The sequence below is a fragment of the Sphingobium aromaticiconvertens genome (assembly GCF_037154075.1).
Taxonomy (GTDB): domain Bacteria; phylum Pseudomonadota; class Alphaproteobacteria; order Sphingomonadales; family Sphingomonadaceae; genus Sphingobium; species Sphingobium aromaticiconvertens.
In genome coordinates this window covers 665,629-689,199 of record NZ_JBANRJ010000001.1, presented here as the reverse complement: position 1 = coordinate 689,199, position 23,571 = coordinate 665,629, and the positions used below count along the sequence as shown (strand labels likewise).

The window sequence follows — 23,571 nt, the reverse complement described above, 5'->3', positions numbered from 1 at the left end:
CATGGAGAGACGGCATGAGCGATGAGAGCAGCGCGACAATCGCGGGCCAGCGGCGCGACTGGAAAACCGACCATCTGGGCATGTATCTGGATTCCGGCGGCGCCGAAGGACATATCGTCGACGTCAGTGACATTGGCGGGCATCCTTTCACCACCACGCTGCTGCTCAAATATATCGGACGCAAGAGCGGCCGGACGATCATTACCCCGCTCATCTATGGCGACATCGGCGGAGAGGTCGTGATCGTCGCGTCCAAGGGCGGCGCTGACCATCATCCCGCTTGGTATCTCAATGTGCGGGAAACGCCGGAACTCCATTTCCAGATCGCGACCCAGGCCTTCCGCGCAAGCTGGCGCGAACCGACGGACGAAGAGCGCGCACGCATCTGGCCGTTCATGGAAGGGGTCTTCCCGCCTTACACCCAATATCAGGCATCGACCGATCGGTTGATCCCGCTGATATTGCTGTCTCCCGTGGAGCCGGTGGCCCCCTTCACCGCCTAATCCTCGAACACAGGCTCGCAGCGGGGGATTCGATTTTCCGGTCCCACCGGCGAATCATGTTCGACTGCCGTGCATACCGGATTGTTGTTGGATGCGAATAATTTGCGCTCATCCGCCATCCGGTGCTCCAGCATTGCAGGATCGGACAGTCCCTTCATTGCCGCCTCGAAATCGGCGCGGCTGTTCCACCATATCTCCATGATGCAATCATAGCCCGGATGGATCACCGCACCGGTCAACGGATTGGCCTCCGGCGCCAGATAACGCCGTACATAACGCTGTGCATTGGGGAGCGCAGGCTTGGCGCCCATCTTCTTTGACAGTCGCGAATGCTGATTCTCATAATAGTCCATGAAATCCTCCATGGACATATCATCCCGCTTCTTGAGGAACACGATTTGCTTGATCAAATGACCAACTCCCTCTCCAGATTGCGTCACACCGCCCGGATGGCGAGCACGCTCCCTTCAGCATCGCCCGAGACATAGAGCGTCCCGTCCGTCCCGGCGGCCACGGCACTGAAATTGATCATCGGCCCGGCCATATCGCCAATCGGGCCAAGGAATTTCGGACGAACCCCCACCGGCGCACCGACCGGCAGGCCGCTAGCCAGAACCTCACGCCCACGGCCTGACAGATCACAGGCCAACAGCGTTTTTGTCGCGGTATCGACCGTCACCAATCGTCCACCCGTAATGGCCAGCCCCTCGGGCCGACCAAGCCCTTCCAGCACCGCCTCGGCCTTGCCACCCAGCAGCTTCACCACGCGCCCCGCGCCTGCCTCCGCCACATAGCAGATGCCATCGGCTGCGATGGCGACCCCCATCGGCTTGTCCAGACCCGTCGCCAGTTCAACGACCGCGCCATTTTCAGCGGAAAGTATCCGTCCCGTGCCATAGTCGGCAAAAATCACCGCGCCGCCGGGCGCAATATCCACGCCCATCAACTGGTCATAGCCATTGCCGAGAAATTCGCTTGTCCCAGCGACCGGGCGATAGCGGGCCACTCCGCCCATCCCGGTCGTGACGATCCACTCGCCCGGCTGCGAACCTGCAACGACGCCGCGCATATAACCGGGGCATCCGGGGTAGAAGATCATGCCCGCCAGCGCGAGCGATCCGCCCGGCTGAAGCGTATATCCAAAGGTGCCGTCAGCAACGAAGACCGCACCCTCCGCATCCACCGCCAGTCCCAGCGGCCATTGCAGCCCGCGGGGAACCACCGGACGAACCTTGCCGTCGCCCAATAGCTCCGTGATCTCGCCGGGGATGCTCGATACGAAAATCCTGTCACCAATGAAGGAGACATTATCGAGGCCGGGGCCAAGATCGGCCAACACTTCCCGCGTGCCGCTGACCAGATCCAGCTGTAGCACCTGACCGCTCGCAGCCTGCGTGGTGACGATCCGACCCTTGCTGTCGAACTTGACCGAATCGGGTACGCCCAGATCGCCCGCGACGACTTCCGGCGCTCCACCCGCAAGGTCGACGCGCCAAATCTCGTTGGCGCCCATGACCGGGAAATAGAGCTTGCCGTCCGGCCCGACCTGAAAGGCGTTGGCCATCGGTACATTGTCCAGAATCACGCGCGGCGCACCGCCGTCGCGATCCAGTTCCATGATCCGCGCGCCGACCCGGCATTCGCCCGCGATCAGCCGCCCCTGATGCCAGGTGATTGGATTGGCGACCGGCATGTCGCCCTGCACCACCCGCACATCGCCATCGGGCGTCCGCATGCAGACCCGACCCTCGGTAATCTCTGTCAGATATAGATTGCCTTGCTCATCGAAGACCAGATCGTCGGGCGCGACGATGTCGCCGCCCATCGCGCTGATCGTTTCGATCACGCCGCTATCAACGTCGATCGCGCTGACCTGACTGCCGCCGACCTGCGCGACATAAAGCCGTCCATCAGGTCCGGTCGCAAGACCATTGGCCCCGTACAGGCGGCTGGGCGGCGTCAGCCTCTCCAGCACCCAACCATCAGCAATCGAGGCAGGCGCTGTGACAAAGCGGCTCGCCATGGTCAGGCGTAACCCAGCAGCGACTTCACTTCCAGATATTCAAGGAAGCCATGCGCGCCCCATTCGCGCCCATTGCCACTGCGCTTGTAGCCGCCGAACGGTGCGTGGAAATCAAAGCCACCATTGATGCTGATCCAGCCGGTCCGCATCCGCCGGGCCACCGCGCGGCACTGCTCCGCATCGCTGCCGCTGACATAGCCCGCCAGACCGAAATCACTGTCATTGGCGATCTCTACGGCATGATCGATATCGTCATAGCCGATGATGACCAGCACCGGCCCAAAAATCTCCTCGCGGGCGATGACCATGTCGTTGGTGCCCACGAACACCGTCGGCCTGACGAACCAGCCGTTGTCGATCCCCTCGGGACGACCGGGACCACCGGCGATCAGGGTCGCCCCTTCATCCAGACCCTTTTGGATATAGTCCTGAATGATATTGTACTGGCTCTTGGAGACGACCGGACCCATCGCGACATTGCCCGTGGGGTCGCCGACCGTCACAGCCTCCGCAGCGGCACGCGCCACCGCAATGACCTCGTCCATGCGCGAGGCAGGCACCAGCAGGCGCGAACCGGCGCTGCATGTCTGCCCCGAATTGCCCATCATGCCGCCGGTGGCACCGCCGACATTGGCGGCCAGCGCCTCATCGTCCAGAACGATGAACGCGCTCTTGCCGCCCAGTTCCAGCCCGACGCGCTTGATCGTGGTCGCCGCATCCTTCTGGATCTGGACGCCGACCGGCTCCGATCCGGTGAAGGAGATCATGTCGACATCCTCATGGGTCGACAGCGCGGTGCCGATGACGCTGCCGCTGCCCTGCACCATGTTGAACACACCCGCCGGCACGCCCGCCGCGTCGAGTATTTCCGCCAATATCTGGGCGGAGAAAGGCGCAAGCTGGGGCGGTTTCAGGATCATCGTACAGCCGGTGGCCAGTGCCGGAAATATCTTCACGCAGGTCTGGTTCATCGGCCAGTTCCAAGGCGTGATGAGCGCGCAGACGCCGATCGGCTCCTTGGCGATCATGGTTGCCCCATGCAATTCATCGAACCTGAAGTCGCGCAGCACTTCTATCGCGGTCTGGAGATGCCCCGCGCCCAGCCCTACATGGAAGCCATGGGCCAGCGACGATGGCGCGCCGATTTCTTCCATGATCGCATCGCCAAGCTCGGTCTGACGTCGCTGATATTCCGCCTGGATCGCGCCGAGAATGTCGAGCCGCTGCTCGCGGCTGGTCTGCGACCAACCCGGAAAAGCCTTGCGCGCGGCGGCCACCGCCTTGTTCACATCCGCGACCGAACCGAGCGAGATGCTACCGGCAACGGCTTCAGTGGCCGGGTTGATGACATCCGCGGTTTTCGGCTCGACCGGATCGACCCACTGGCCGTCGATGTAGAACTTCCGATAGTCGCGCATATCTCACCCGTATGAATGGAGGGATTTACTTAAGGACCGGGCCTGCCACTGACAGGCCCGGCTTCGCCCGTCTTACTGGGTGCCTTCGGCGTACCAGGTGCGGAATTCGGCATATTTCGGCATTTCTTCCGAATTCGCCTTGGGGTCGATCACGACATGAACCACGCCCACCTTGCCGCTGGCATAGGCGCGCTCAATCGCTGGCTTGATGTCTTCCGCCTTGGTCACATATTCGCCGTGGCAGCCAAAGCCCTCGCCGATCTTGTCGAAGCGGACGTCCTTGCTCCAGTGGGTGCCGGTTTCTTCCGTGCCCTGACCGAAGGTCCGCTTGTACACGCCCACTTCCAGACCCCATTGATGGTCGACACCGATGACACAGACCAAAGGCAGCTTCGTGCGGGCCGCCACTTCCAGTTCACCGATATGGAACAGGAAGGAGGAGTCCGACGTCAGCAGCATGCCCGGACGGGCAACCCCGGTCGCCGCCTTGTCCGCCAGCATCGCGCCGGTGGCATAGGGCAGGCCGGTGCCGATATGACCGAAATTCTGGTTCCAGATCACGTCATTCGGCTTGCACTGTGAATAGGTCCACTGGAACACCACACCGGCCCCGCCGTCGCGGATCAGGATGCCGTCCTTGGGGAAGGCCTGCGTCGCTTCCACGGCCAGACGGGCCGGGTGGATGGCCAATTCGCCCGTACCATCGCTCTTGGTCAGCGATTCAGCGGCCAGTTGGTCCAGCTCATCCTGACCGTCCTTCATGAATTTGGCCAGGCCCTGTGCGGGCGGGCGCGGCGTGTCCTTGAGCGCAGCGACCAACTGTGGCACGACGCCGCGAAGGTCGCCGACCAGCGGCACGTCGATCGGACGGTTCACGCCGATTGCGGCGGGGTCCTGCTCGACATAGATCCACTTACGGATCGCCTCGTTCTTCTGCCAGTAGCGCCACTTGCCGAAATGCACCGGCTCGCCGAGTTCGGTGCCCAGCGCGAGGACGAGATCGGACTCCGTCACCGCCTCGATCGACGCGTTGGAGAAGACGTACTGGAAGGTACGATCCTCCAGCCCCTTGATGTACGATGTGCCGCCCGAGGTCTGGATGACCGGGCAGTTCATCAGCTCGGCCAGTTCCTTGACCACCGTGCCGGTGCGCGAGGTATGGACGCCATGCCCCACCAGCAGGATCGGGTTCTTGGCTTCGCGGATCAGCTTGGCCGCTTCATGCACCCGGTCGATGTCCGCGCCCTGATTGACCAGCCGATAACGCTCGGGCACCAGCGGCGCGGGCAGGTCCAGTTCTTCCAGGATGATGTGGCTGGGATATTCGATATAGACCGGGCCGGGCGTGCCGCCCATCGCCTTGCGGATGCCCTCGCGGATCACCTCGTCGGTCTGGTCGGCATATTCGATCGATGCAGCGTACTTCACCGAATTTTCGAACAGCGGCATCTGCTTGACGAACTGGATGCGGCCACGGCGGACACGCTGTTCGGTCACGCGGGCGCGCTGGCCCGACAGGAAGATGACGGGCGAATGTTCGACCAGCGCGCACTGGATAGCAGGCGCCATATTGGCGATGCCCGGCCCGAGCGTGCCAATGGCGACCGCAGGCTTGCCGGTGATGCGCGAAGCAGCCTCGGCCATAAAACCAGCGGCGGCTTCATGGTGCGGAGCGACCACGGTCCAGCCGCGCCGTTCGGCTTCCAGAAACATGTGCACGAAGTTGGGATCGGGAATGCCGAACAGGGTATTGATGCCCTCGGCTTCGAACAGGTCCAGCACGCGCTTGTAAACCGGCGTGCCCGGCTTGCCCGATGCAGTTGTCACAGCGGTCGCGGGCTTGGGATCGTCATAGCTCATTTGAGTAACCTCGGTGCGCCCGTACCCATGTACGCGGCTATGTTGCGGTGGAAATTGGTAATCTTGCGTTCCTGGTGCGGGTTGGGCAGCGGCCCGCGGAAACCGCGCGACTTCATGCCCTTCTGCACCCATTCCATGTTGGAGAAATCCTGCGCGAGGACCGAACCCCAGCCTTCGGCCGTCGCTTCGGTTTCTTCCCATTCCGTTTGCGGCACTTCGCCCTCGGGAAAGCGCTCGATCGCGTAGGATTCAAAGATGCACATATTGGGATCGTCGCCAAAGGGCCTGGTTCGGTAGCAGAGCGCGAAGGTGATGCCGTGCAGCACCGACATGTTGGGGAAGACATTCCAGGCGAGGCCCGCTTCGGACATGATCTCCGGCGGAATCTCCGGCCAGATCACACCGCGAGCTGCATCATCTGCCTTTGCCGATTTCAGCCAGTGCGCGATTACATCCGGCGCAGACGTCCCTTCGGGCAGTTCGTCCACCAGTCGGCTGGCCGCATTGACCAGCGTCTCTGTCGACGCCGCATAATTCAGTGTCTCGTAATTTTCACGGATCAGATTGTAGGTCGAACGGCGCGGGTCTTCGCCCTTGCCCGCGCGCGTCACGCTGCTGCTCTGACTCATGCTGAACGCTGGGTCGCGCTGGTCGAAACCACTGACGCCGTGCAGGCCATAGGCCGCGCTATAAGCGTAATAGTCACCATGATCGAGCAACTGGGTATGGGTGCCCGCGACGTGATACGGCTCCATGAACGCCTCAAGCGCGGTCTTCCAGTTCGCGGGATAGACCACCCATTTGCGCCATTTGTAGCGCATCTTGTCCATCTCGAAATGCGACAGGATGCGCCCGGCGTCGCCCAGGAATTCCTCCAGCGGCTCCGCTTCCAGATCCATATGGATCCAGACCCAGCCGCCCCATATATCGATCTTGATCTCCGACAGGTGTGTGCATTCGGGCGTCAGCGCGCCCTGCCAGTCCTGCGGGTCCAGAATATAGGTGTTGCTGCCCTCGGTATCGAAGGTCCAGCCGTGAAAGCCGCAGATGAAGGACTTGCGGTTGCTCCCCCGCACCGAATGCACGCCATCGGGCGTGTTGACCAACTGTCGTCCGCGATGCGGACAGACGTTATGAAAGGCCTTCCACGTTTCAGGCGCGGTCCGCACGATGATGATCGAATCATCGCAGATATTATAGGTCAGCCAGTCGCCGGCCTCCGGCAATTCCTCGACCCGCGCCGCCATCTGCCACACTTTGGGCCACAGCAGTTCCTTCTCCGCCGCCGCATAATCCTTCGATAGAAAGGCTTGCGTCGGATAGGTTAGCGGCTTCGCCAGATCCTCGACATTGATGTTGATCGGCTTGGTCACGACATCCTCCTGCAACGTGCTCCCTCCCGGCTGATCGCGGGGCGGGACGTCATCTTTCGCGCGCCCATGTCGGGCAGATGTTCAACATGCGTATCGCAACTGGCCCAGCCCCCAAAATGAAAGCCGCAGGCCAGAAGCGAGTATCCCCCCGGCGATCAGGAAGAGAGCGTCATGCCCTCCAGATCGCCCTTCTCCCGCCACTCCTCCAGCAGCGCCTGGAACGCGGTCCAGCCGGGGCCATAGCTGCGGAACAGTGCCCAGGGTGCCTTCACCTGGCCTTCATTGGTAAAATAGCTGGGCGTGCATTCCTGCTGGAACGCAGAGATATCCAACTCCACCTCTTCGAAGTGACGGACATAGGCGTCCTGCGCCTCCTGCGTCGGCTCGACAGCCGCGGCACCGCGCTGCATCGTTTGCTCGATGATATGCGCGATATGCTGGGCCTGCCGTCCGAATTGCTCGGTCACGCTGGCATTCAAGCCACCCTGAATATAGCCTATGAAGAACTGGTTCGGGAAACCATGGGTCATGGTGCCGTGCAGCGTCTTGGGACCGTTGGCCCAATGGTCGTAAATGGACTCGCCATCCCGACCCTCGACCACGTCGATGCCCCAGCGACGCTTCAATTCGCTGGTCACTTCGAACCCGCTGGCAAAGATCATGCAGTCGGCATCATAGTTCTTGCCGTTGGCGACAAAGCCCCCTTCCGTCATCCGCTCCAGCCCCTTGGTATCCGCGACGTCGATCAACGTCACATTGGGCTGGTTGAAAACGCCGTAAAAGTCGTCGCTGGACAGCGGCCGCTTGCACAGGAACCGATACCAGGGCTTGAGCGCTTCGGCTGTCGCCTTGTCCGACACCATCGAATCCACACGCCCGCGCAGCCGCTCCATTACGCGATAGTCGACCACCTCGCGCCGCGCCATGAAGTCCTCAAAGCTCAGCTCGGGCCAGCCTTCGGCCTCCAGCTCTGATGCCAGGTTGCGGGCGACCTCGGTCCAGATGTCGCAAATCAGGTCCGGCTCGCCCGGCGCGAAAAACTCCATCGCCGCGCGGTGGAAATTCGCCTGCCGCTCCGCCTGCCAGCCGGGCTGGAGCGACTTGATCCAGTCTGGATCGGTCGGCGGATTGGGCCGCTCATCCACGGTCGAGGGGGTGCGCTGGATGACATAGAGATGTTTGGCATGGCGGGCCAGAAACGGAACCGCCTGGATCGCCGTGGCGCCCGTGCCGATAATCGCGACCGTCTTGTCGGCCAGCTTGTCGAGCGTGGGATTCTGATAGCTGCCGCCGGTATAGGCATAGTCCCAGCGGGCGGTGTGGAAGATCTTGCCCTTGAAATCGCCGATGCCCGCGATGCCGGGCAGCTTGGGCATGTTCAGCACGCCACAGCCCATGATGACAAAGCGCGCGCGGAACTCATCGCCCCGGCTGGTGCCTACGCGCCAGCGCTGGATGGTTTCATCCCATTTCAGCGAAGTGATCAGCGTATGGAACAGCGCCTTGTCATGAAAGCCGAAGGTCTGCGCGATCTGCTTGATATAGCCCTGGATTTCCACGCCATCGGAAAATTTCTTCGACGGCATGAAGCCCGTTTCTTCCAGCAGCGGCAGGTAGCAATAGGCGTCATTATCGCACTGGATGCCCGGATAGCGGTTCCAGTACCACACGCCGCCAAAGTCGCCCGCATGGTCGATGTTGCGAAAGCTGGTCACGCCCGCCTTGGTCAGGTGATAGGCAGCCATGATCCCGGCGAAACCCGCGCCCAGCACGACCACGTCCAGATCCTCGACAATCGGGTCGCGGGGCGTGACGGGCAGATGCGGATCGACATCATAGCTGTGCGTCGTGTCGTCGGTGGTGGGCTGATATTGCGCCTGCCCGTCCGATCGCAGGCGCTTGTCGCGCTCCTCGCGATATTTCTCGCGCAGCGTCGGGATGTCGAACGCATCGGGCGCAGGCGTCCGGGTCGGCTTGCAGTTCATCTCCACTCCATCACTCCAATCTCTTTCGATCTACTAATCAACATACCTGTTCATTTGCAATGGCGCCGAGGTCCGCGGAGGGCCGACCGACGCTGTTACCGCTGGAGCGATTATTTCCCGATCGGGCTGTCCTGGCCTTTACGGCGCGCGCTAGGTTTGGAGTCGCAAGGGAAGCGGGAGTCCGCACCGGTTCGCCACCGCGCTGCCATCCAGCACTGACAAAGGGCGCGCTGGATGGCATGGAAGTGGAATGACGATGATGACCGCGATTGAACGCCTGACTTTGCCCGGATCGGGCCTGATGTTGACCGCCGACGCCATCGGCCCGGACGATGGACAGGTCGTGCTGTTCCTGCATGGCAGCGGCCAGACCCGGCAGAGCTGGCGCAAGGCAGTCGCGGTGGCGGCCCGCCACGGCTATCGCGCCATCACCATCGACCTGCGCGGCCATGGCGACAGCGGCTGGTCGCCCGACAGCCACTATAGCGTCCAGACCTTCGCCGATGATCTGCGCGCGGTGGTCGACGCGATCGGCACGCCGCCGATCGTCGTCGGGGCCTCGCTAGGCGGGCTGGCGGCCATGCTGGTCGCCGCCGCCCATCCCGACTCTATGCGCGCACTCGTGCTGGTCGACATCACTTCGAAGGTGAATGCCGACGGCGCCAAGGATGTCATGGGCTTCATGGGCGCGGCGGCCAACGGCTTCGCCACGCTGGAAGAAGCCTCCGATGCCGTCGCCGCCTATCAACCGCATCGCCCGCGCCCTGCGGATAATAGCGGCCTCGCCCGCAACCTGCGCCTGCGCGATGGTCGCTATTACTGGCACTGGGACCCCGCCTTCATGGCGATGGGCGAGGATAGCGAAATACAGGCGAACACGCCGACCCTGTTGGACGACGCCGCCCGCGCCCTCACGCTGCCGACGCTGCTGATCCGCGGTGGCCACAGCAATATCGTCACCGAGGAAAGCGCCCGCGAGTTTCTGGAGATGGTCCCCCATGCCGATTATGCCCATATCGACGGCGCGCATCACATGGTCGCAGGCGACGCCAATGACGCCTTTAACGACGCTGTGTTCGCTTTCATCGACCGACAGGTGAGCGCGCAAATGGCGCCACCACGCGATGAATGGGTCCGTTGAATTTTGTACCCTTACCGGCCCTCACGCGTTACGTCATAGACGCTGTGAGAGGAGCCAAAAATGACCATGCCCCAGGACAAGCATAAGAAGCTGCATTTCGACCTCACCAATGTAGGCCTGCGCGCGCAGGCGACAGCCGCTGGCCTGGTTCAGCTCTGCACAGAGTTGCGGCGTGCAAATATATTGGAGGAAGCTGCCGTCGAGCGGATCAAAAATGCCATAGCCGATGAGATCATCGTCTGTGCGCCACGATCGATAGCCTCGCAGGATTACAGGCGCGACATCCGCAACCGCCTGGATCTGTTGTTCGCGGGGGAAAAGCATCTCGGTGATGCCGATGCGCTGGCTTTTGGCAGGGACCAGGAATAGCTGCCAATCCGATCCGGGTCGCTAACCGCGCGTAGCGACCCTGCCCTAAACCCGTCCTGTAACCGGGATCAGCGCCCCCGTGATTGCCGTCGCGGCGGGAGACAGCAGAAACGCGATGACATCCGCCAACTGGCTCGGCGCCACCCAGCGATCATACTCCGCGTCGGGCATGTCCGCGCGATTGGCGGGCGTGTCGATGATGCTGGGCAGCAGGGCATTGACCCGCACGCCTTCATCCTTCAACTCTTCGGCCAGCGCCTCGGTCAGCCGCGCAACCCCGGCCTTGGACGCCGCATAGGCGCCCATGCCGGTCGCGGCCTTGGCCGACGCCGCCGCCCCGATATTGACGATTCCGCCGCGCGATGCGCGCAGCAGCGGCAGCAACGCGCGCGATGATACCAACGTCGTCTTGACATTCATCGCATAGAGCCGGTCCCAGGTGGCGACCGCGCCGTCCTGCACCGTTTCCCAGCTAAACCCGCCAGCAATATTCACCAACCCGTCAAGCTGGCCCAGTTCCGCGCCGATCCGCTCTGCCGCGCCGGCCATGGCCGCCTCATCAGTCAGGTCGACGCCGCCCAGCGCCAAGGCGACGCCATCCGCACCGACCGGACCCAGATCGATACCGACCACCCGCCAGCCAGAACCGGCCAGAGTCTCGACGACCTTCCGGCCAAGCGCACCGGCCGCGCCGGTTACTGCCACTATTCCTGCCATCGTCGAGACTCCCCTATTTCGATCCTTTAGCGCGGCGCCATGCGGATCGCGCCGTCCAGACGGATTACTTCGCCGTTCAGCATCGGATTGGCAATGATCGATCCGACCAATTGCGCATATTCGCTCGGGCGACCCAAACGGCTGGGGTGCGGCACCTGCGTACCAAGCGAATCCTGTGCGGCCTGCGGCAGACCCATCAGCATCGGCGTCAGGAAGATGCCCGGCGCAATCGTCATCACCCGGATGCGATGCTGCGCCAGATCACGCGCGGCCGGCAGGGTCAGCCCGACCACACCACCCTTGGACGAGGCATAGGCCGCCTGCCCGATTTGCCCGTCATAGGCGGCGACCGACGCGGTGTTGACCACGATGCCCGCTTCCTCGCCCTCGATCTTCGCGGCGATCAGGCCCTCGGCGAACTGGGAAATCATGTTGAAGGTGCCAATCAGGTTCACCTCCACCGCTTTGCGATAGGCGTCGAGCGAATGGCGCGTGCCATCCTTGGCGACGATACGGATCGCGGGGGCCACGCCCGCGCAATTGACCAGCACCTGCGCGACGCCATGCGCCGCCTGCGCCGCTTCAAACGCAGCGCTCGCGCTCGCCTCGTCCGACACATTCACCTTGAAGAAAGCGCCGCCAATCTCGGCCGCCGCCCTCGTGCCGACTTCTTCGTTCAGGTCGAAGATCGCGACCTTGGCGCCACCGGCGGCCAGCATCTTCGCCGTCTCGTTGCCCAGCCCCGACGCGCCGCCCGTAACGACTGCTGCTATTCCGTTGATGTCCATTCAGGCTTACCCTTCATTCGATGGAAAATATTATCACGCGCTACAGTCCGCCCCGATTCAAAGGCCCGACATGCACAGATATTTCATCTCGGTATAATCCTCGATGCCGTGCCGCGACCCTTCGCGGCCCATGCCCGATTCCTTCACCCCGCCAAAGGGTGCGACCTCGGTGGAGATCAGGCCGGTGTTGATCCCGACCATGCCCACCTCCAGCGCTTCGCCGACGCGCCACGCCCGCGCCAGATCGCGGGTGTAGAAATAGCCCGCCAGTCCGACCTCGGTATCATTGGCCATCGCCACCGCTTCCGCTTCGCTGTCGAAGGCGAACAGCGCCGCCAGCGGGCCAAAGGTTTCCTCGCGCGCCAGCATCATCGCCGGCGTGCAGCCCGCAACTACAGTCGGCTCGAAAAAGCTGTGGCCCAGAGGATGACGCTTGCCGCCTGTCACCAGCCGCCCGCCCTTCGCCAGCGCGTCGGCGATATGCTCCTCGACCTTCTCGACCGCATCCTCGTTGATCAGCGGTCCCTGGGTCGTGCCCGGCTCGATCCCCGGCCCGACCTTCAGCTTGCCGACCGCAACCGCCAGCTTCTGCTCGAACGCCGCCGCCACCTCGCGTTGCACGAAGATGCGGTTCACGCAGACGCAGGTCTGGCCGCTATTGCGATATTTCGACGCGATCGCCCCCTCGACGGCAGCATCAAGGTCGGCGTCGGCAAAGATGATGAAGGGCGCATTGCCGCCCAGTTCCATCGACAGCTTCTTCATCGTTGGCGCGCATTGCGCCATCAGCGTCTTGCCGACTTCGGTCGATCCGGTGAAGCTCAATTTGCGGACATCGGGATTGGCGGTCAGTTCCGCGCCGATCACCCGCGACGATCCGGTAACGATGTTGAATACGCCCGCAGGGATACCCGCCCGTTCGGCCAGCACCGCCAGCGCCAGCGCGGTCAGCGGCGTCTGGGTCGCGGGCTTCAACACCATCGTACAGCCTGCGGCCAGCGCGGGCGCGGCCTTTCGCGTGATCATCGCGGCGGGGAAGTTCCAGGGGGTGATCGCGGCGACCACGCCGACCGGCTGCCTGATGATGACGATCCGGCTGTCCGCCCGATGACTGGGAATGACCTCGCCATAAACGCGCTTGGCCTCTTCCGCGAACCATTCGACGAAGGACGCGGCATAGGCGATCTCACCCTTCGCCTCGGTCAGCGACTTGCCCTGCTCGCGGGTCAGGATGGTCGCCAGATCCTCCTGATGCGCCACCATCAGGTCGAACCATTTGCGCAGGATGCGAGCCCGCTCGCCCGCCGTCCTGGCCACCCATACGGGCATCGCCGCCTTGGCCGCCGCGATCGCCGCGCGCGTTTCGTCCGTGCCCAGATCCGGCACCCGCGCCAGCGTCTCGTCGGTCGCGGGATCGGTGACGGCGATGGCGGGCGTGCCCGTCCACGCGCCATTGATCAGGCATTGTTCGCGCAGCAGCGCGGGATCGGCGAGGGTCATGGTCATGGCAGGCACCTTTTATCGGGTAAGAAGGAGGATCAGAGCGCGCGTGCGATCACCAGCCGCTGAATGTCCGACGTGCCTTCGTAAATCTGGCAAACGCGGACATCGCGATAGATTTTCGCAAGGCCATAATCTTCCAGATAGCCATAACCGCCCAACGTCTGGATCGCTCCCGACACCACCGCTTCGGCTGTCTCCGATGCGAACAGCTTGGCCATCGACGCCTGCGTCAAACAGGGTTCGCCCGCATCCTTCAGCGCGGCGGCAGACAATACCATCTGCCGCGCCGCTTCCAGCCGGGTGGCAAGATCGGCTAGCCGAAAGCCGACCGCCTGATGCTCGATGATGGGCTTGCCAAAGCTCTTGCGCTCCTTGGCATAGCCGACCGCGATCTCCAGCGCCGACTGCGCCATGCCGACGCACTGGCCCGCAATGCCGATCCGCCCGGCTTCCAGATTGGAGAGCGCGATGCGATAACCCTCGCCCGGTGCGCCCAGCATCAACGCATCCTCGACGAACAGATTGTCGAAGCGTATCGCGCAGGTGTCCGACGCGGCCTGCCCCATCTTATGCTCGACCTTGTCCACACCATAGCCGGGCCGGTCGGTGGGAACGAGGAAGGCGGACATGCCCTTCTTGCCCGCCGCCGGATCGGTAACGGCGAACACGATCGCCACCCCCGCGATTCGGCCCGATGTAACGAACTGCTTGGTCCCATCCAGCCGCCAGCCGCCCTCGACCCGCGTTGCGCGAGTGCGAATGGCGGCGGCGTCCGACCCGGCATCCGCCTCGGTCAGTGCAAAGGCGCCGATCATCCGTCCCGCCACCAGATCGGGCAGGAAGCGCGCCTGCTGCTCAGGTGTGCCCAGCTTCACCAGCGCGGAGACGATCAGGCTGTTCTGGATCGACATGATCGTCGAGAGCGCCCCGTCCCCCGCCGCCAGTTCCATCAGCGCCAGCGCGTAGGAGATATAATCCGTCCCCGCCCCGCCCATTTCCTCTGGCGCGGTCATGCCCATCAAGCCCAGCGCCGCCACTTCCTCCAGCAAAGCAGGGGGATAGCCAGCCGCCGCCTCGAACGCTGCGACATTTGGACGGATGCGATCCTGCGCGAAATCGCGCACCATGTCGCGAATGGCTGTTTGCGTTTCGTTCAGAATCATGAAACCCACTGGTCTCCCTTGTACCAGCGAGTATAGTGAACCGGCATGGCCCCCTCGTCAATCATGGGGGCTACCAACCGTGAAGGATCGACGCCGCGATGCAAATATCGCCCTTTCGCAATCAGGACGAACGCAAGGCCGACCGTGAAGAGAAGCGCGAAGCGGTACTGCGCGCGGCTGTCCGGATGTTCAACGCGCGGGGATTCCACGCCACTTCTCTGGACGATGTCGCCGCCAGTCTGGGGATCAGCAAGCCTACCATCTACCATTATCTGGGTAACAAGGATCAGGTATTGCTTGAATGCGTGACCCGCGGCGTCGCGCAAATGAGCGAAGCGGCGGCGGAGGCCCGCGCGCAACCGGGCAACGGCCTCGACCGCCTGCGCAGCTTTCTGGTCCGCTATTCGGGGATCACCATGGACGATTTCGGCCGCTGCGTGATTCGCACGGCGGAAGAGGCACTAACGACAGCCAGCGCCACCCGCTTCCGCGCCCTCAAGCGAGAAATCGACCGGGCGATGCGCGGCCTGCTGACAGAGGGGATGAAGGACGGCTCGATCGCACTGCTGGACGTCAAGATCGCGGCCTTTACCCTTGCAGGCGCGCTGAATTGGCCCGCACGCTGGCATCGTGCGGATGGCGAACTCTCGCCTGAGAGTCTGGCCGAACAGATGGTCGATCTCCTCCTTTTGGGCATGGCGCCCCGCTCCGCCTGATCCCGCCCATATTGACAATCCATCCTGTCCCGGCCCACCTACTCGTGAGTAGATAACGGTATCAAGGGAACGGGACGATGGCGATCCGCACACGCTTTACGGAACTGGTCGGGATCGAGCATCCGATCATACAGGGTGGCATGATGTGGGTCGGCCGCGCCGAACTCGCCGCCGCCGTGTCCAACGCGGGCGGCCTTGGCATCATCACCGCCCTGACCCAGCCGACCCCCGACGACCTGCGGCGAGAAATTGCGCGCTGCCGGACGTTGACCGACAAGCCCTTCGGCGTGAACCTGACCATATTGCCCTCCGTCACGCCCCCGCCCTATGCCGACTATCGTCGCGCGATCATCGACAGCGGCATCACCGTGGTGGAAACGGCAGGCTACAAGCCGCAGGAACATGTCGACGATTTCAAGGCGCATGGCGTCAAGGTCATCCACAAATGCACCGCCGTCCGCCACGCCTTGTCGGCCGAACGGATGGGCGTCGACGCCATTTCGATCGACGGCTTTGAATGTGCGGGCCATCCGGGCGAGGACGATATTCCCGGCCTGATCCTGATTCCCGCCGCCGCCGATCAGGTAAAAATCCCGATGATCGCCAGCGGCGGCTTTGGCGATGGTCGCGGCCTTGCAGCCGCGCTGGCGCTGGGGGCCGAGGGGATCAACATGGGCACCCGCTTCTGCGCGACGCTCGAAGCGCCGATCCATGACAAGGTGAAGCAGCTGCTGGTCGACAACGACGAACGCTCGACCAACCTCATCTTCCGCGCTTTCCGCAACACCGGCCGCGTCGCAAAGACCTCCGTGTCGGACGAAGTGGTCGCACTGGGCAGCCGCCCCGACGCCGTGTTCGACCATGTCCGCCCGCTGGTATCAGGCGCGAAGGGCCGCACCGCGCTGGAAACCGGCGATCTTGACGCCGGGCTGATCTGGGCCGGACAGGTTCAGGGCCTGATACGCGACATACCGACCTGCGACGCGCTCATCAGCCGGATCGTGGAGGAGGCCGAAGCGATCATCCGCGACCGGCTTGCAGGCTTTATCGTTCAGCCGCAAATGGCCTGAAAAGGATCGGAGGAGGCCAACCTCTCCGCCCCCGTTACCAGTTGAAGCGGATCGACCCGACCACTGTGCGCCCCGCACCATAATAGCAGCTATTCGTGAACGGACAGGCCGAAACATAGGTCTTGTCGAACAGGTTGGCGGCATTGATCGCCACATTCCACCCGTCCAGCCCCGGCGACAGCTTGCCCAGATCATAGCCAAGCAGCGCGTCGACCAGCACAAAACCATCGGTGTGAAACCGCCGGAACGTCGTCACATTGTTGATGACGTCATAGCTGGTCGTGCCATCCGACCCGCTGACATAACGCACCCCCGCGCCGAAGCTGAGGCCCGATAGCTGCCCCGCAGCCTTGCCGCTCTTGCCGAAATCATAGGACAGGAAGCTGGAGGCGGCCCATTTGGGCGTGCCCAGCGAACGCGTATCCGTTGTCGTGGGTGTACCGCTGTTGGTGGCGGTCGGCGCGACGGCCTGAGTACCCTGCGTGATGATCGAGTCGGTATAGCTGGCCGCCGCGACGACATCGAAGCCGGGCACAATCTCCCCACGCCCTTCCAGCTCTACGCCGCGTACCCGCACCTCGCCAATCTGGATCTGCGCGGTCGAAGGGATACCAACCGTCCCAGCCTGTGGATGGCCCACCAAAGTATTCTGACGTCGCAAATCATAGGCCGACACAGTGAAAATGGCATTGGTGCCTGCGGGCTGATATTTGAGGCCGCCTTCATATTGCCGACCGGTCACGGGCGTGGCAGGCCTGTTTTCGGTGCTGGACACATAGACCAGACCCGATTGCGGCTCGAAGGATTCAGCATAGCTGAAATAGGGCGAAACCCCGGATTCGAACGCATAGAGCGCGCCCAGACGCATGGTGAACGCCTTTTGCGACAGGCGCGTCACTGGCGCGGCACGCGCAGCGGCAGTCGCGGGATTGAGGTTCAGCGTCGTCTGGTCATACCAGTCCCGACGGCCACTGGCGATCAGTTGCAGCCGCCCGATGCTGATCTGATCCTGGATATACACGCCCGTCTGGTCGCGCTTGCCATAGGTGTTGGTGTAAGCGCTCGACAGTTGCGTCAGGTCGAAACTGGGCAACACCCCGCGATAGACGGGGTTCAGCAGGTTGAGGTTGGGAATGCTGGTCAGGGGGTTGGTGGTCTGGCCGGTATTGAACTGCTGAACATTCTCACCGGTGATCCGCTGATAATCGACCCCTACCAGCAGGTTATGCTGGATGAAGCCCGTGGCGAACTTGGCATTCAAGCTATTGTCCAGCGTCAGCGTGTCGAAATCCTCGTCCGCGCCGCCACCGCCCCGAATGATCGTGGAATAATCGCTGTTACGGTTCGCGCCGATCCCCGTCGTCGCGAAACCCGCGATATAGAGTTGGCGGTATGACAGCTTGCTATTCTGGTAGCGGATGTTCGACCGGACGGTCAGATGCTCATCGAAATCGTGGCGGAAAAAGCCCGCAATCGACTTCGCCTTGTGATTATAGCGTTCATAGCCCGGATCGCCGGTGTTGATGGTGCGTGGCAACCGGCCGATGGAGCTTTCCACTACCGATCCGCGATAGGGCACGCCCGAATAGCCGCCGCCGCTGGGGGCATGCTGATAGGCGGCGACTAAAGTGAAGCTGGTCGCCGGGTCGGGCGCAAAGGTCAGCATCGGGCTGACATGATAGCGTTCGCTGAACGCTCGCTGGCCCGGCGCTTATCGCGGCCCTGCTTGTTGCATTGACCTGCCCGCTCTCTCACTCTACCAAACCGCGTCCGCTGGGCGCCGCAAGGCCTCGGGCGGACATGATCGCGCCGGTGCCCGCAAGGGCTTGAAACGGGAATGCGGTGCGGGTGGTGAGAGCCGCCCAAATCCGCGGCTGTCCCTGCAACTGTGAGCGGTGAGCAAGATGCATATCGTCGATCACCCATGCGGTGGCCGACAGCCACTGGGCCGGACGCTAAATCCTGCGAGGCCTGGGAAGGCCATGGATCGCGCTTTGACCCGCAAGCCAGGAGACCTGCCAGCGCACCGGTCGCTCTTGCCTTGATCCAGGGGATGGTCACGGCACGGTCTTTCTCCGTCTGAGCGACGAAACCCATGCGGCACGGCGCCGCGTCGGGTGCGCGCTCGCACGCCCGACGTCGTTCGCTTGCCCGTAGTCGACGAAGGAAAAGGCGTATGAGCAAGGTTCCCACAACGGTCATCACGGGATTTCTGGGCGCGGGCAAGACCACGCTGATCCGGCATCTGTTGCAAAATGCCAATGGTCGCAGGCTGGCATTGATCGTCAACGAGTTTGGCGATGTCGGCGTCGATGGCGCGTTGTTGCGCGGCTGCAATGACGAAGCCTGCCCGGAGGATAATATCGTCGAGCTGGCCAATGGCTGCATCTGCTGCACGGTCGCCGACGATTTCCTGCCGACGATGCTGACATTGCTCGACCGGCCCAGCCCGCCCGACCATATCATCATCGAGACGTCGGGGCTGGCTCTGCCCAAGCCGCTGGTGAAGGCCTTCCAATGGCCCGACATCCGCACCCGCGCGACGGTGGACGGCGTGATCGCCCTGATCGACGCCGACGCGGTGGCCAATGGTCGCTTTGCCACGGACGAAGCCGCACTGGCGCTCGCCCGCGCCGCCGATCCCGCGCTCGACCATGACAGCCCGCTGGAGGAACTGTACGAAGACCAACTGGCCTGCGCCGACCTCGTCATCCTCAACAAGTCCGATCTGGTCGATGCCGATAGCCTGACCCGGATAGAAGGCGACATAGCCGGCGACACCCGCAGCGGCGTAAAGATCGTGCGCGCTGTGCAGGGCGCGGTTGACGCCAAGATATTGCTCGGCCTGTTCGCGGGGGCGGAAGACGATCTGGACACCCGCCCATCCCATCATGATGCCGACCCGGATCACGACCATGACGACTTTGACAGCTTCGTGGTTCAGGGCGGCGAACTCGGGGAGGTCGACGCCTTGCTGGCGGCGATGACGAAGCTGATCGAACAGCATGACATATTGCGTATCAAGGGCTTCGTCGCCGTCGAAGGCCGCCCCGCACGCCTTGTCATTCAGGCTGTTGGTCCCCGTATCCAGCATTATTTCGACCGCGCCTGGGCACCCGGCGAAGCGCGCGCATCGCAGTTGGTGGTGATCGGCCAGAAGGGTCTGGACCAGCCCGCGATCGACGCCGCGCTTGGCGCGGCATTGGGCACCGTCCCCGCCTGATGCATTTGCTGGCCGCCACGCCGGGAACGATCTCCAATGGTGACGAGGCGATCGACCTCGCCCAGTCGCCGGGGGATATCGTCTTTCTCACCGTGGCGGACAGCGAACTTGCCTGCTTCGCCAAGGCGGTAGCAACGCTGGACAAAGACGCGCCGACCATCCGGCTCGCCAACCTGCTCCAGCTCAAACACCCCTATTCGGTCGACCTCTATGTCCAAAAGGTAATCGCCAACGCCCGTTTCGTGTGCGTCGTGCTGCTGGGCGGCAAGAGCTACTGGCCCTATGGCGTGGATGAGATCGCCCGTGTCGCGCGGGAAAAGGGCATCGCCTTCGCAGCCATCGCCGACGGGCGCGAACCCGACCCAACGCTCGACGCGGCCTCCACGCTGCCTCAAAATGTGCGCGAGCGACTGCGTGATTATCTGCGTCAGGGCGGTATAGCGAACGCCACCAGCTTCCTGCGACATGCCGCCCGGCTGATCGGCGAGGACATCGGCCTGCCGGACGATCCCGTCCCGGTGGCCGATGCGGGCCTGTATCTGTCAGGTATCGAACGGCCGACGCTGGCGGATGTTCGCAAGCGCTGGATCGCCGGTCGTCCGGTGGCGATGCTGTGCTTCTATCGCGCGCTGATGATCGCGGGGACATTGGATGCCGTCGACGCGCTGGTCGAGGCGCTGGGCGCGCGCGGGCTGAACGTGATCGCGGTGCATGTGCGGGCATTGCGCGAACCCTTTGCGATCGACTGGCTGCGCGGCGTGATCGCCAATACCGCCCCGGACGTCATCCTGAACGCAACAGCCTTCGCCGCCTCCTCCCCCGGCGAGACGCGCGGCGCGAGCATATTGGAGGACGCCAACTGCCCAATCCTCCAGACCGTCTTTGCAAGCGCGGAGGAAGACGCGTGGCGGGAAAGTCCGCGTGGTCTGGGGCCGCGCGACCTCGCCATGAATGTCGCTTTGCCTGAAGTGGACGGTCGCCTCTTCACCCGCGCCGTCGCCTTCAAGGCCTCCGAGCATTTCGACGGCCGTACCGAATGTGGCATCGTCGTGCCACGGGTCGCACCCGACCGGGTTGCCTTCGTCGCTGACCTTGCCCTTGGCTGGGCGAGGCTGCGCCGAACGTCCGCTGCCGATCGCCATGTCGCGCTGGTGCTCGCCAACTATCCCAATCGCGACGGGCGTCTGGGCAATGGCGTTGGTCTCGACACCCCGGCCAGCACCGTGGCGATCCTGCAAGCATTGAGAGAGGCTGGCTATACGGTCGGCGACGCCCCCACCGACGGCGCAGCGCTGATGGCGATCATGCTGGCGGGCGTCACCAACGCCCCCGCTTCGGTCGACCGCCCCGGAGAGGTTGCCCTGTCGCTGACCGACTACAGGGCGGCGTTCGAAACCATGCCCGCGTCCGTGCGAGCGGCTGTGTCCGAGCGCTGGGGTTCCCCCGAAGCCGACCCTTTCGTGCAGGACGGCGCCTTTCAGCTCCCCGTCCACCGCTTCGGCCATGTCGCGGTCGCGGTGCAGCCTGCGCGGGGTTACAATATCGACGCCAAGGCGACCTATCATGATCCTGCGCTGGTCCCGCCCCATGGCTATCTGGCGTTCCACATCTGGCTGAACCGGCATTTCGGCGCTCATGCGGTCGTTCATGTCGGCAAGCATGGCAATCTGGAATGGCTGCCCGGCAAGGCGCTCGCTTTGTCCGACAGCTGCTTGCCCGAAATCTGCGCGGGACCGATACCCCAACTCTATCCCTTCATCGTCAATGATCCGGGCGAAGGGACACAGGCCAAGCGCCGGATCGGCGCCGTCATCATCGATCACCTCACCCCGCCGCTCACCCGCGCGGAAAGCTATGGCCCGTTGAAGGCGCTGGAGGCGCTGGTAGACGAATACTATCTGGCCGCCGGGATGGACCCGCGCCGGATCAATCATCTGAAGGGTGAAATCCTCAACCTTGCTCGTAGCCAAGGGCTGGACATGGACGCAGGCGCGGCAGGCGATGGCGATGATGCTCTGGCGGCGCTCGATAATTATCTGTGCGAGCTAAAGGAAATGCAGATCCGTGATGGGCTGCATATCTTCACCCGCTCGCCCGAACAGAGGTTGCGGACTGACCTGCTGATCGCGCTCGCCCGGACGCCGCGCGGCTATGACCATGCGGGGCAGGCGTCGCTGCTGCGCGCCATGGCGGACGATCTGTCGCTGGGCTTCGACCCGCTCGATTGCCGGATGGCCGATGCGTGGACCGGTCCTACACCCCCTCCCTTATCGATCCTCTCCACCGATCCGTGGCGCAGCACTGGCGACACGGTCGAGCGGCTGGAACTGTTGGCGATCGCGCTGGTCGATGGCCAGACGCCCCCCGGCCCTGCCTCCGCCGCCGTCATGCAGTCGCTGCTCGGCGACCTCGCGCTTCGAGTGGACGCCTGTGGCCAAGCGGAACGTACCGCGTTGCTCGCGGCCCTCGACGGGCAGTTCATCCTGCCCGGTCCCTCCGGCGCGCCGACGCGGGGTCGCCCCGACGTCCTGCCGACGGGGCGCAATTTCTATTCGGTCGACACGCGGTCGGTGCCGACCGCCACGGCGTGGGAATTGGGCAAGCGATCGGCGCAACTGCTGGTCGACGATTATCTCCAGCGGGAGGGCGACTATCCGCGCGCCATGGCGCTCAGTGCCTGGGGCACCGCCAATATGCGGACCGGCGGCGACGACATCGCACAAGCTCTCGCCCTGATGGGCGTGCGGCCCCGCTGGGACTGGACGTCAGGCCGGGTGATCGGGTTCGAGGTGATGAAGGTCGCGGAGATCGGCCGCCCAAGGGTAGACGTGACCTTCCGTGTTTCGGGCTTTTTCCGCGACGCCTTTCCCGAACAGATCGATCTGCTCGACAGTGCCGCCCGCGCGGTCATGGCGCTGGACGAGCCGGAGGAAGATAACCCCGCCGCCGCCCGCCACCGCGCCGAAACCGCGCGGCTGGTCGAAGAGGGCGGCGACCCCGGCCAATCGGCGCTGCGCGCGGGGTTTCGCGTCTTTGGATCGAAGCCGGGCGCCTATGGCGCAGGCCTTCAGGCGATGATCGACGAGAAGATCTGGCACGACCGCGCCGATCTGGCATCGGTCTACCTGGACTGGGGCAGCTATGCCTATGGCGCGGGGGTGAAGGGCGACGCCGAACGCACGCTCTTTACCGATCGACTTAGCCAAGTGGACGCGGTGGTCCAGAATCAGGATAATCGCGAGCATGACCTGCTCGACAGCGACGATTATTACCAGTTTGAAGGCGGCATCGCCGCAGCCGTCGAGCATCTGTCGGGCAAACGCCCCCGCGCCTACCACAATGACCATAGCCGCCCGGAACGGCCCGTCGTCCGCACGCTGGAGGATGAGATCGGCCGCGTCGTGCGCGCCCGCGTCACTAATCCCAAATGGATCGCGGGCGTGATGCGCCATGGCTATAAGGGCGCATTCGAGATCGCGGCGAGCGTCGATTATCTGTTCGCCTTCGCCGCCACGACCCATGCCGTGCGCGACCATCATTTCGACGCCGTCCACGCCGCCTTTATCGAGGATGAGGACGTCCGTGCCTTCATGAGCGAAGTGAACCCGGCAGCGCTGCGCGAAACCGCAGCCCGCCTTGCCGAAGCGCTGGAGCGCGGCCTTTGGAAACCCAAATCGAACAGCGCGGGCATGCTGCTCGCAGACCTTGCAGGAGCATGA

Annotated in this window: 18 protein-coding genes and 1 riboswitch; of the genes, 7 read left to right on the top strand and 11 right to left on the bottom strand. The window is 63.5% G+C overall.

All coding sequences use genetic code 11. The annotated features are described in order from the left end of the window. The first annotated feature begins 14 nt into the window (after positions 1-14). Entirely contained in the window at positions 15-503 is a 489-nt protein-coding gene (locus WFR25_RS03485) for a nitroreductase/quinone reductase family protein (protein WP_336968558.1), read from the top strand. Here the strand turns inward: WFR25_RS03485 and WFR25_RS03480 are convergent. From WFR25_RS03480 to WFR25_RS03455, 6 genes are all read right to left on the bottom strand, one after another. Beyond that, positions 500-913: an EthD domain-containing protein gene (locus tag WFR25_RS03480; protein WP_336968555.1), complete on the bottom strand. Its 414-nt coding sequence runs from the start codon at positions 911-913 to the stop codon at positions 500-502. The genes WFR25_RS03485 and WFR25_RS03480 overlap by 4 nt on opposite strands. 26 nt (positions 914-939) lie before the next feature. After that, positions 940-2,526, bottom strand: coding sequence for an NHL repeat-containing protein (locus tag WFR25_RS03475; RefSeq protein WP_336968553.1), 1,587 nt, complete (start codon positions 2,524-2,526; stop codon positions 940-942). Positions 2,527-2,528: 2 nt separating this feature from the next. Then, positions 2,529-3,944: an aldehyde dehydrogenase family protein gene (locus WFR25_RS03470; RefSeq protein ID WP_336968550.1), complete on the bottom strand. Its 1,416-nt coding sequence runs from the start codon at positions 3,942-3,944 to the stop codon at positions 2,529-2,531. A 72-nt stretch (positions 3,945-4,016) separates the two neighbouring features. Then, entirely contained in the window at positions 4,017-5,804 is a 1,788-nt protein-coding gene (locus WFR25_RS03465; RefSeq protein WP_336968549.1) for a thiamine pyrophosphate-binding protein, read from the bottom strand. Further along, complete coding sequence (locus WFR25_RS03460) at positions 5,801-7,177, bottom strand: aromatic ring-hydroxylating oxygenase subunit alpha (protein WP_336968547.1); 1,377 nt, start codon at positions 7,175-7,177, stop codon at positions 5,801-5,803. The genes WFR25_RS03465 and WFR25_RS03460 overlap by 4 nt, the downstream gene beginning before the upstream one ends. A 155-nt stretch (positions 7,178-7,332) precedes the next feature. Then, entirely contained in the window at positions 7,333-9,162 is a 1,830-nt protein-coding gene (locus tag WFR25_RS03455) for a flavin-containing monooxygenase (protein ID WP_336968546.1), read from the bottom strand. A gap of 250 nt (positions 9,163-9,412) precedes the next feature. Between WFR25_RS03455 and WFR25_RS03450 the strand changes: the two genes are divergently transcribed. Both WFR25_RS03450 and WFR25_RS03445 read left to right on the top strand, forming a co-directional pair. Then, a complete protein-coding gene (locus WFR25_RS03450; RefSeq protein ID WP_336968544.1) occupies positions 9,413-10,303 on the top strand; it encodes an alpha/beta fold hydrolase in 891 nt (296 codons plus the stop codon). Positions 10,304-10,363: 60 nt separating this feature from the next. Next, positions 10,364-10,672 carry a hypothetical protein gene (locus WFR25_RS03445; protein ID WP_336968542.1) on the top strand — a complete coding sequence of 103 codons (309 nt, stop codon included), beginning with the start codon at positions 10,364-10,366 and terminating at the stop codon, positions 10,670-10,672. Between the two features lie 45 nt (positions 10,673-10,717). Here the strand turns inward: WFR25_RS03445 and WFR25_RS03440 are convergent, their stop codons facing one another. The 4 genes from WFR25_RS03440 to WFR25_RS03425 are packed head-to-tail and all read right to left on the bottom strand — an operon-like array spanning position 10,718 to position 14,843. Then, a complete protein-coding gene (locus WFR25_RS03440; RefSeq protein WP_336968539.1) occupies positions 10,718-11,389 on the bottom strand; it encodes an SDR family NAD(P)-dependent oxidoreductase in 672 nt (223 codons plus the stop codon). Positions 11,390-11,415: 26 nt separating this feature from the next. Beyond that, entirely contained in the window at positions 11,416-12,177 is a 762-nt protein-coding gene (locus tag WFR25_RS03435; protein WP_336968538.1) for an SDR family NAD(P)-dependent oxidoreductase, read from the bottom strand. 57 nt (positions 12,178-12,234) lie between these two features. Then, a complete protein-coding gene (locus WFR25_RS03430; RefSeq protein WP_336968537.1) occupies positions 12,235-13,683 on the bottom strand; it encodes an NAD-dependent succinate-semialdehyde dehydrogenase in 1,449 nt (482 codons plus the stop codon). Positions 13,684-13,715: 32 nt separating this feature from the next. Beyond that, positions 13,716-14,843 (bottom strand): acyl-CoA dehydrogenase family protein, encoded by a 1,128-nt coding sequence (locus WFR25_RS03425; protein ID WP_336968534.1) that lies wholly within the window; start codon positions 14,841-14,843, stop codon positions 13,716-13,718. 98 nt (positions 14,844-14,941) lie between these two features. On the opposite strand from WFR25_RS03425, the gene WFR25_RS03420 reads away from it, so the two are divergent. Next, positions 14,942-15,559, top strand: a complete 618-nt coding sequence (locus WFR25_RS03420) for a TetR/AcrR family transcriptional regulator (protein WP_336968532.1) — start codon at positions 14,942-14,944, stop codon at positions 15,557-15,559. Positions 15,560-15,636: 77 nt separating this feature from the next. Then, the gene (locus WFR25_RS03415; RefSeq protein WP_336968531.1) at positions 15,637-16,629 is read left to right on the top strand and encodes an NAD(P)H-dependent flavin oxidoreductase; all 993 of its coding nucleotides are present in this window, start codon (positions 15,637-15,639) and stop codon (positions 16,627-16,629) included. A gap of 34 nt (positions 16,630-16,663) precedes the next feature. Here WFR25_RS03415 and WFR25_RS03410 read toward each other — a convergent pair whose 3' ends face one another. After that, positions 16,664-18,295, bottom strand: coding sequence for a TonB-dependent siderophore receptor (locus tag WFR25_RS03410; RefSeq protein WP_336968530.1), 1,632 nt, complete (start codon positions 18,293-18,295; stop codon positions 16,664-16,666). A 127-nt stretch (positions 18,296-18,422) separates the two neighbouring features. Then, positions 18,423-18,666: riboswitch (cobalamin riboswitch) on the top strand. A 139-nt stretch (positions 18,667-18,805) separates the two neighbouring features. On the opposite strand from WFR25_RS03410, the gene cobW reads away from it, so the two are divergent. Together cobW and cobN are read left to right on the top strand one after the other, a co-directional pair. Then, a complete protein-coding gene (gene cobW / locus WFR25_RS03405; protein ID WP_336968527.1) occupies positions 18,806-19,852 on the top strand; it encodes a cobalamin biosynthesis protein CobW in 1,047 nt (348 codons plus the stop codon). After that, positions 19,852-23,571 carry a cobaltochelatase subunit CobN gene (gene cobN / locus WFR25_RS03400; protein WP_336968525.1) on the top strand — a complete coding sequence of 1,240 codons (3,720 nt, stop codon included), beginning with the start codon at positions 19,852-19,854 and terminating at the stop codon, positions 23,569-23,571. The genes cobW and cobN overlap by 1 nt, the downstream gene beginning before the upstream one ends.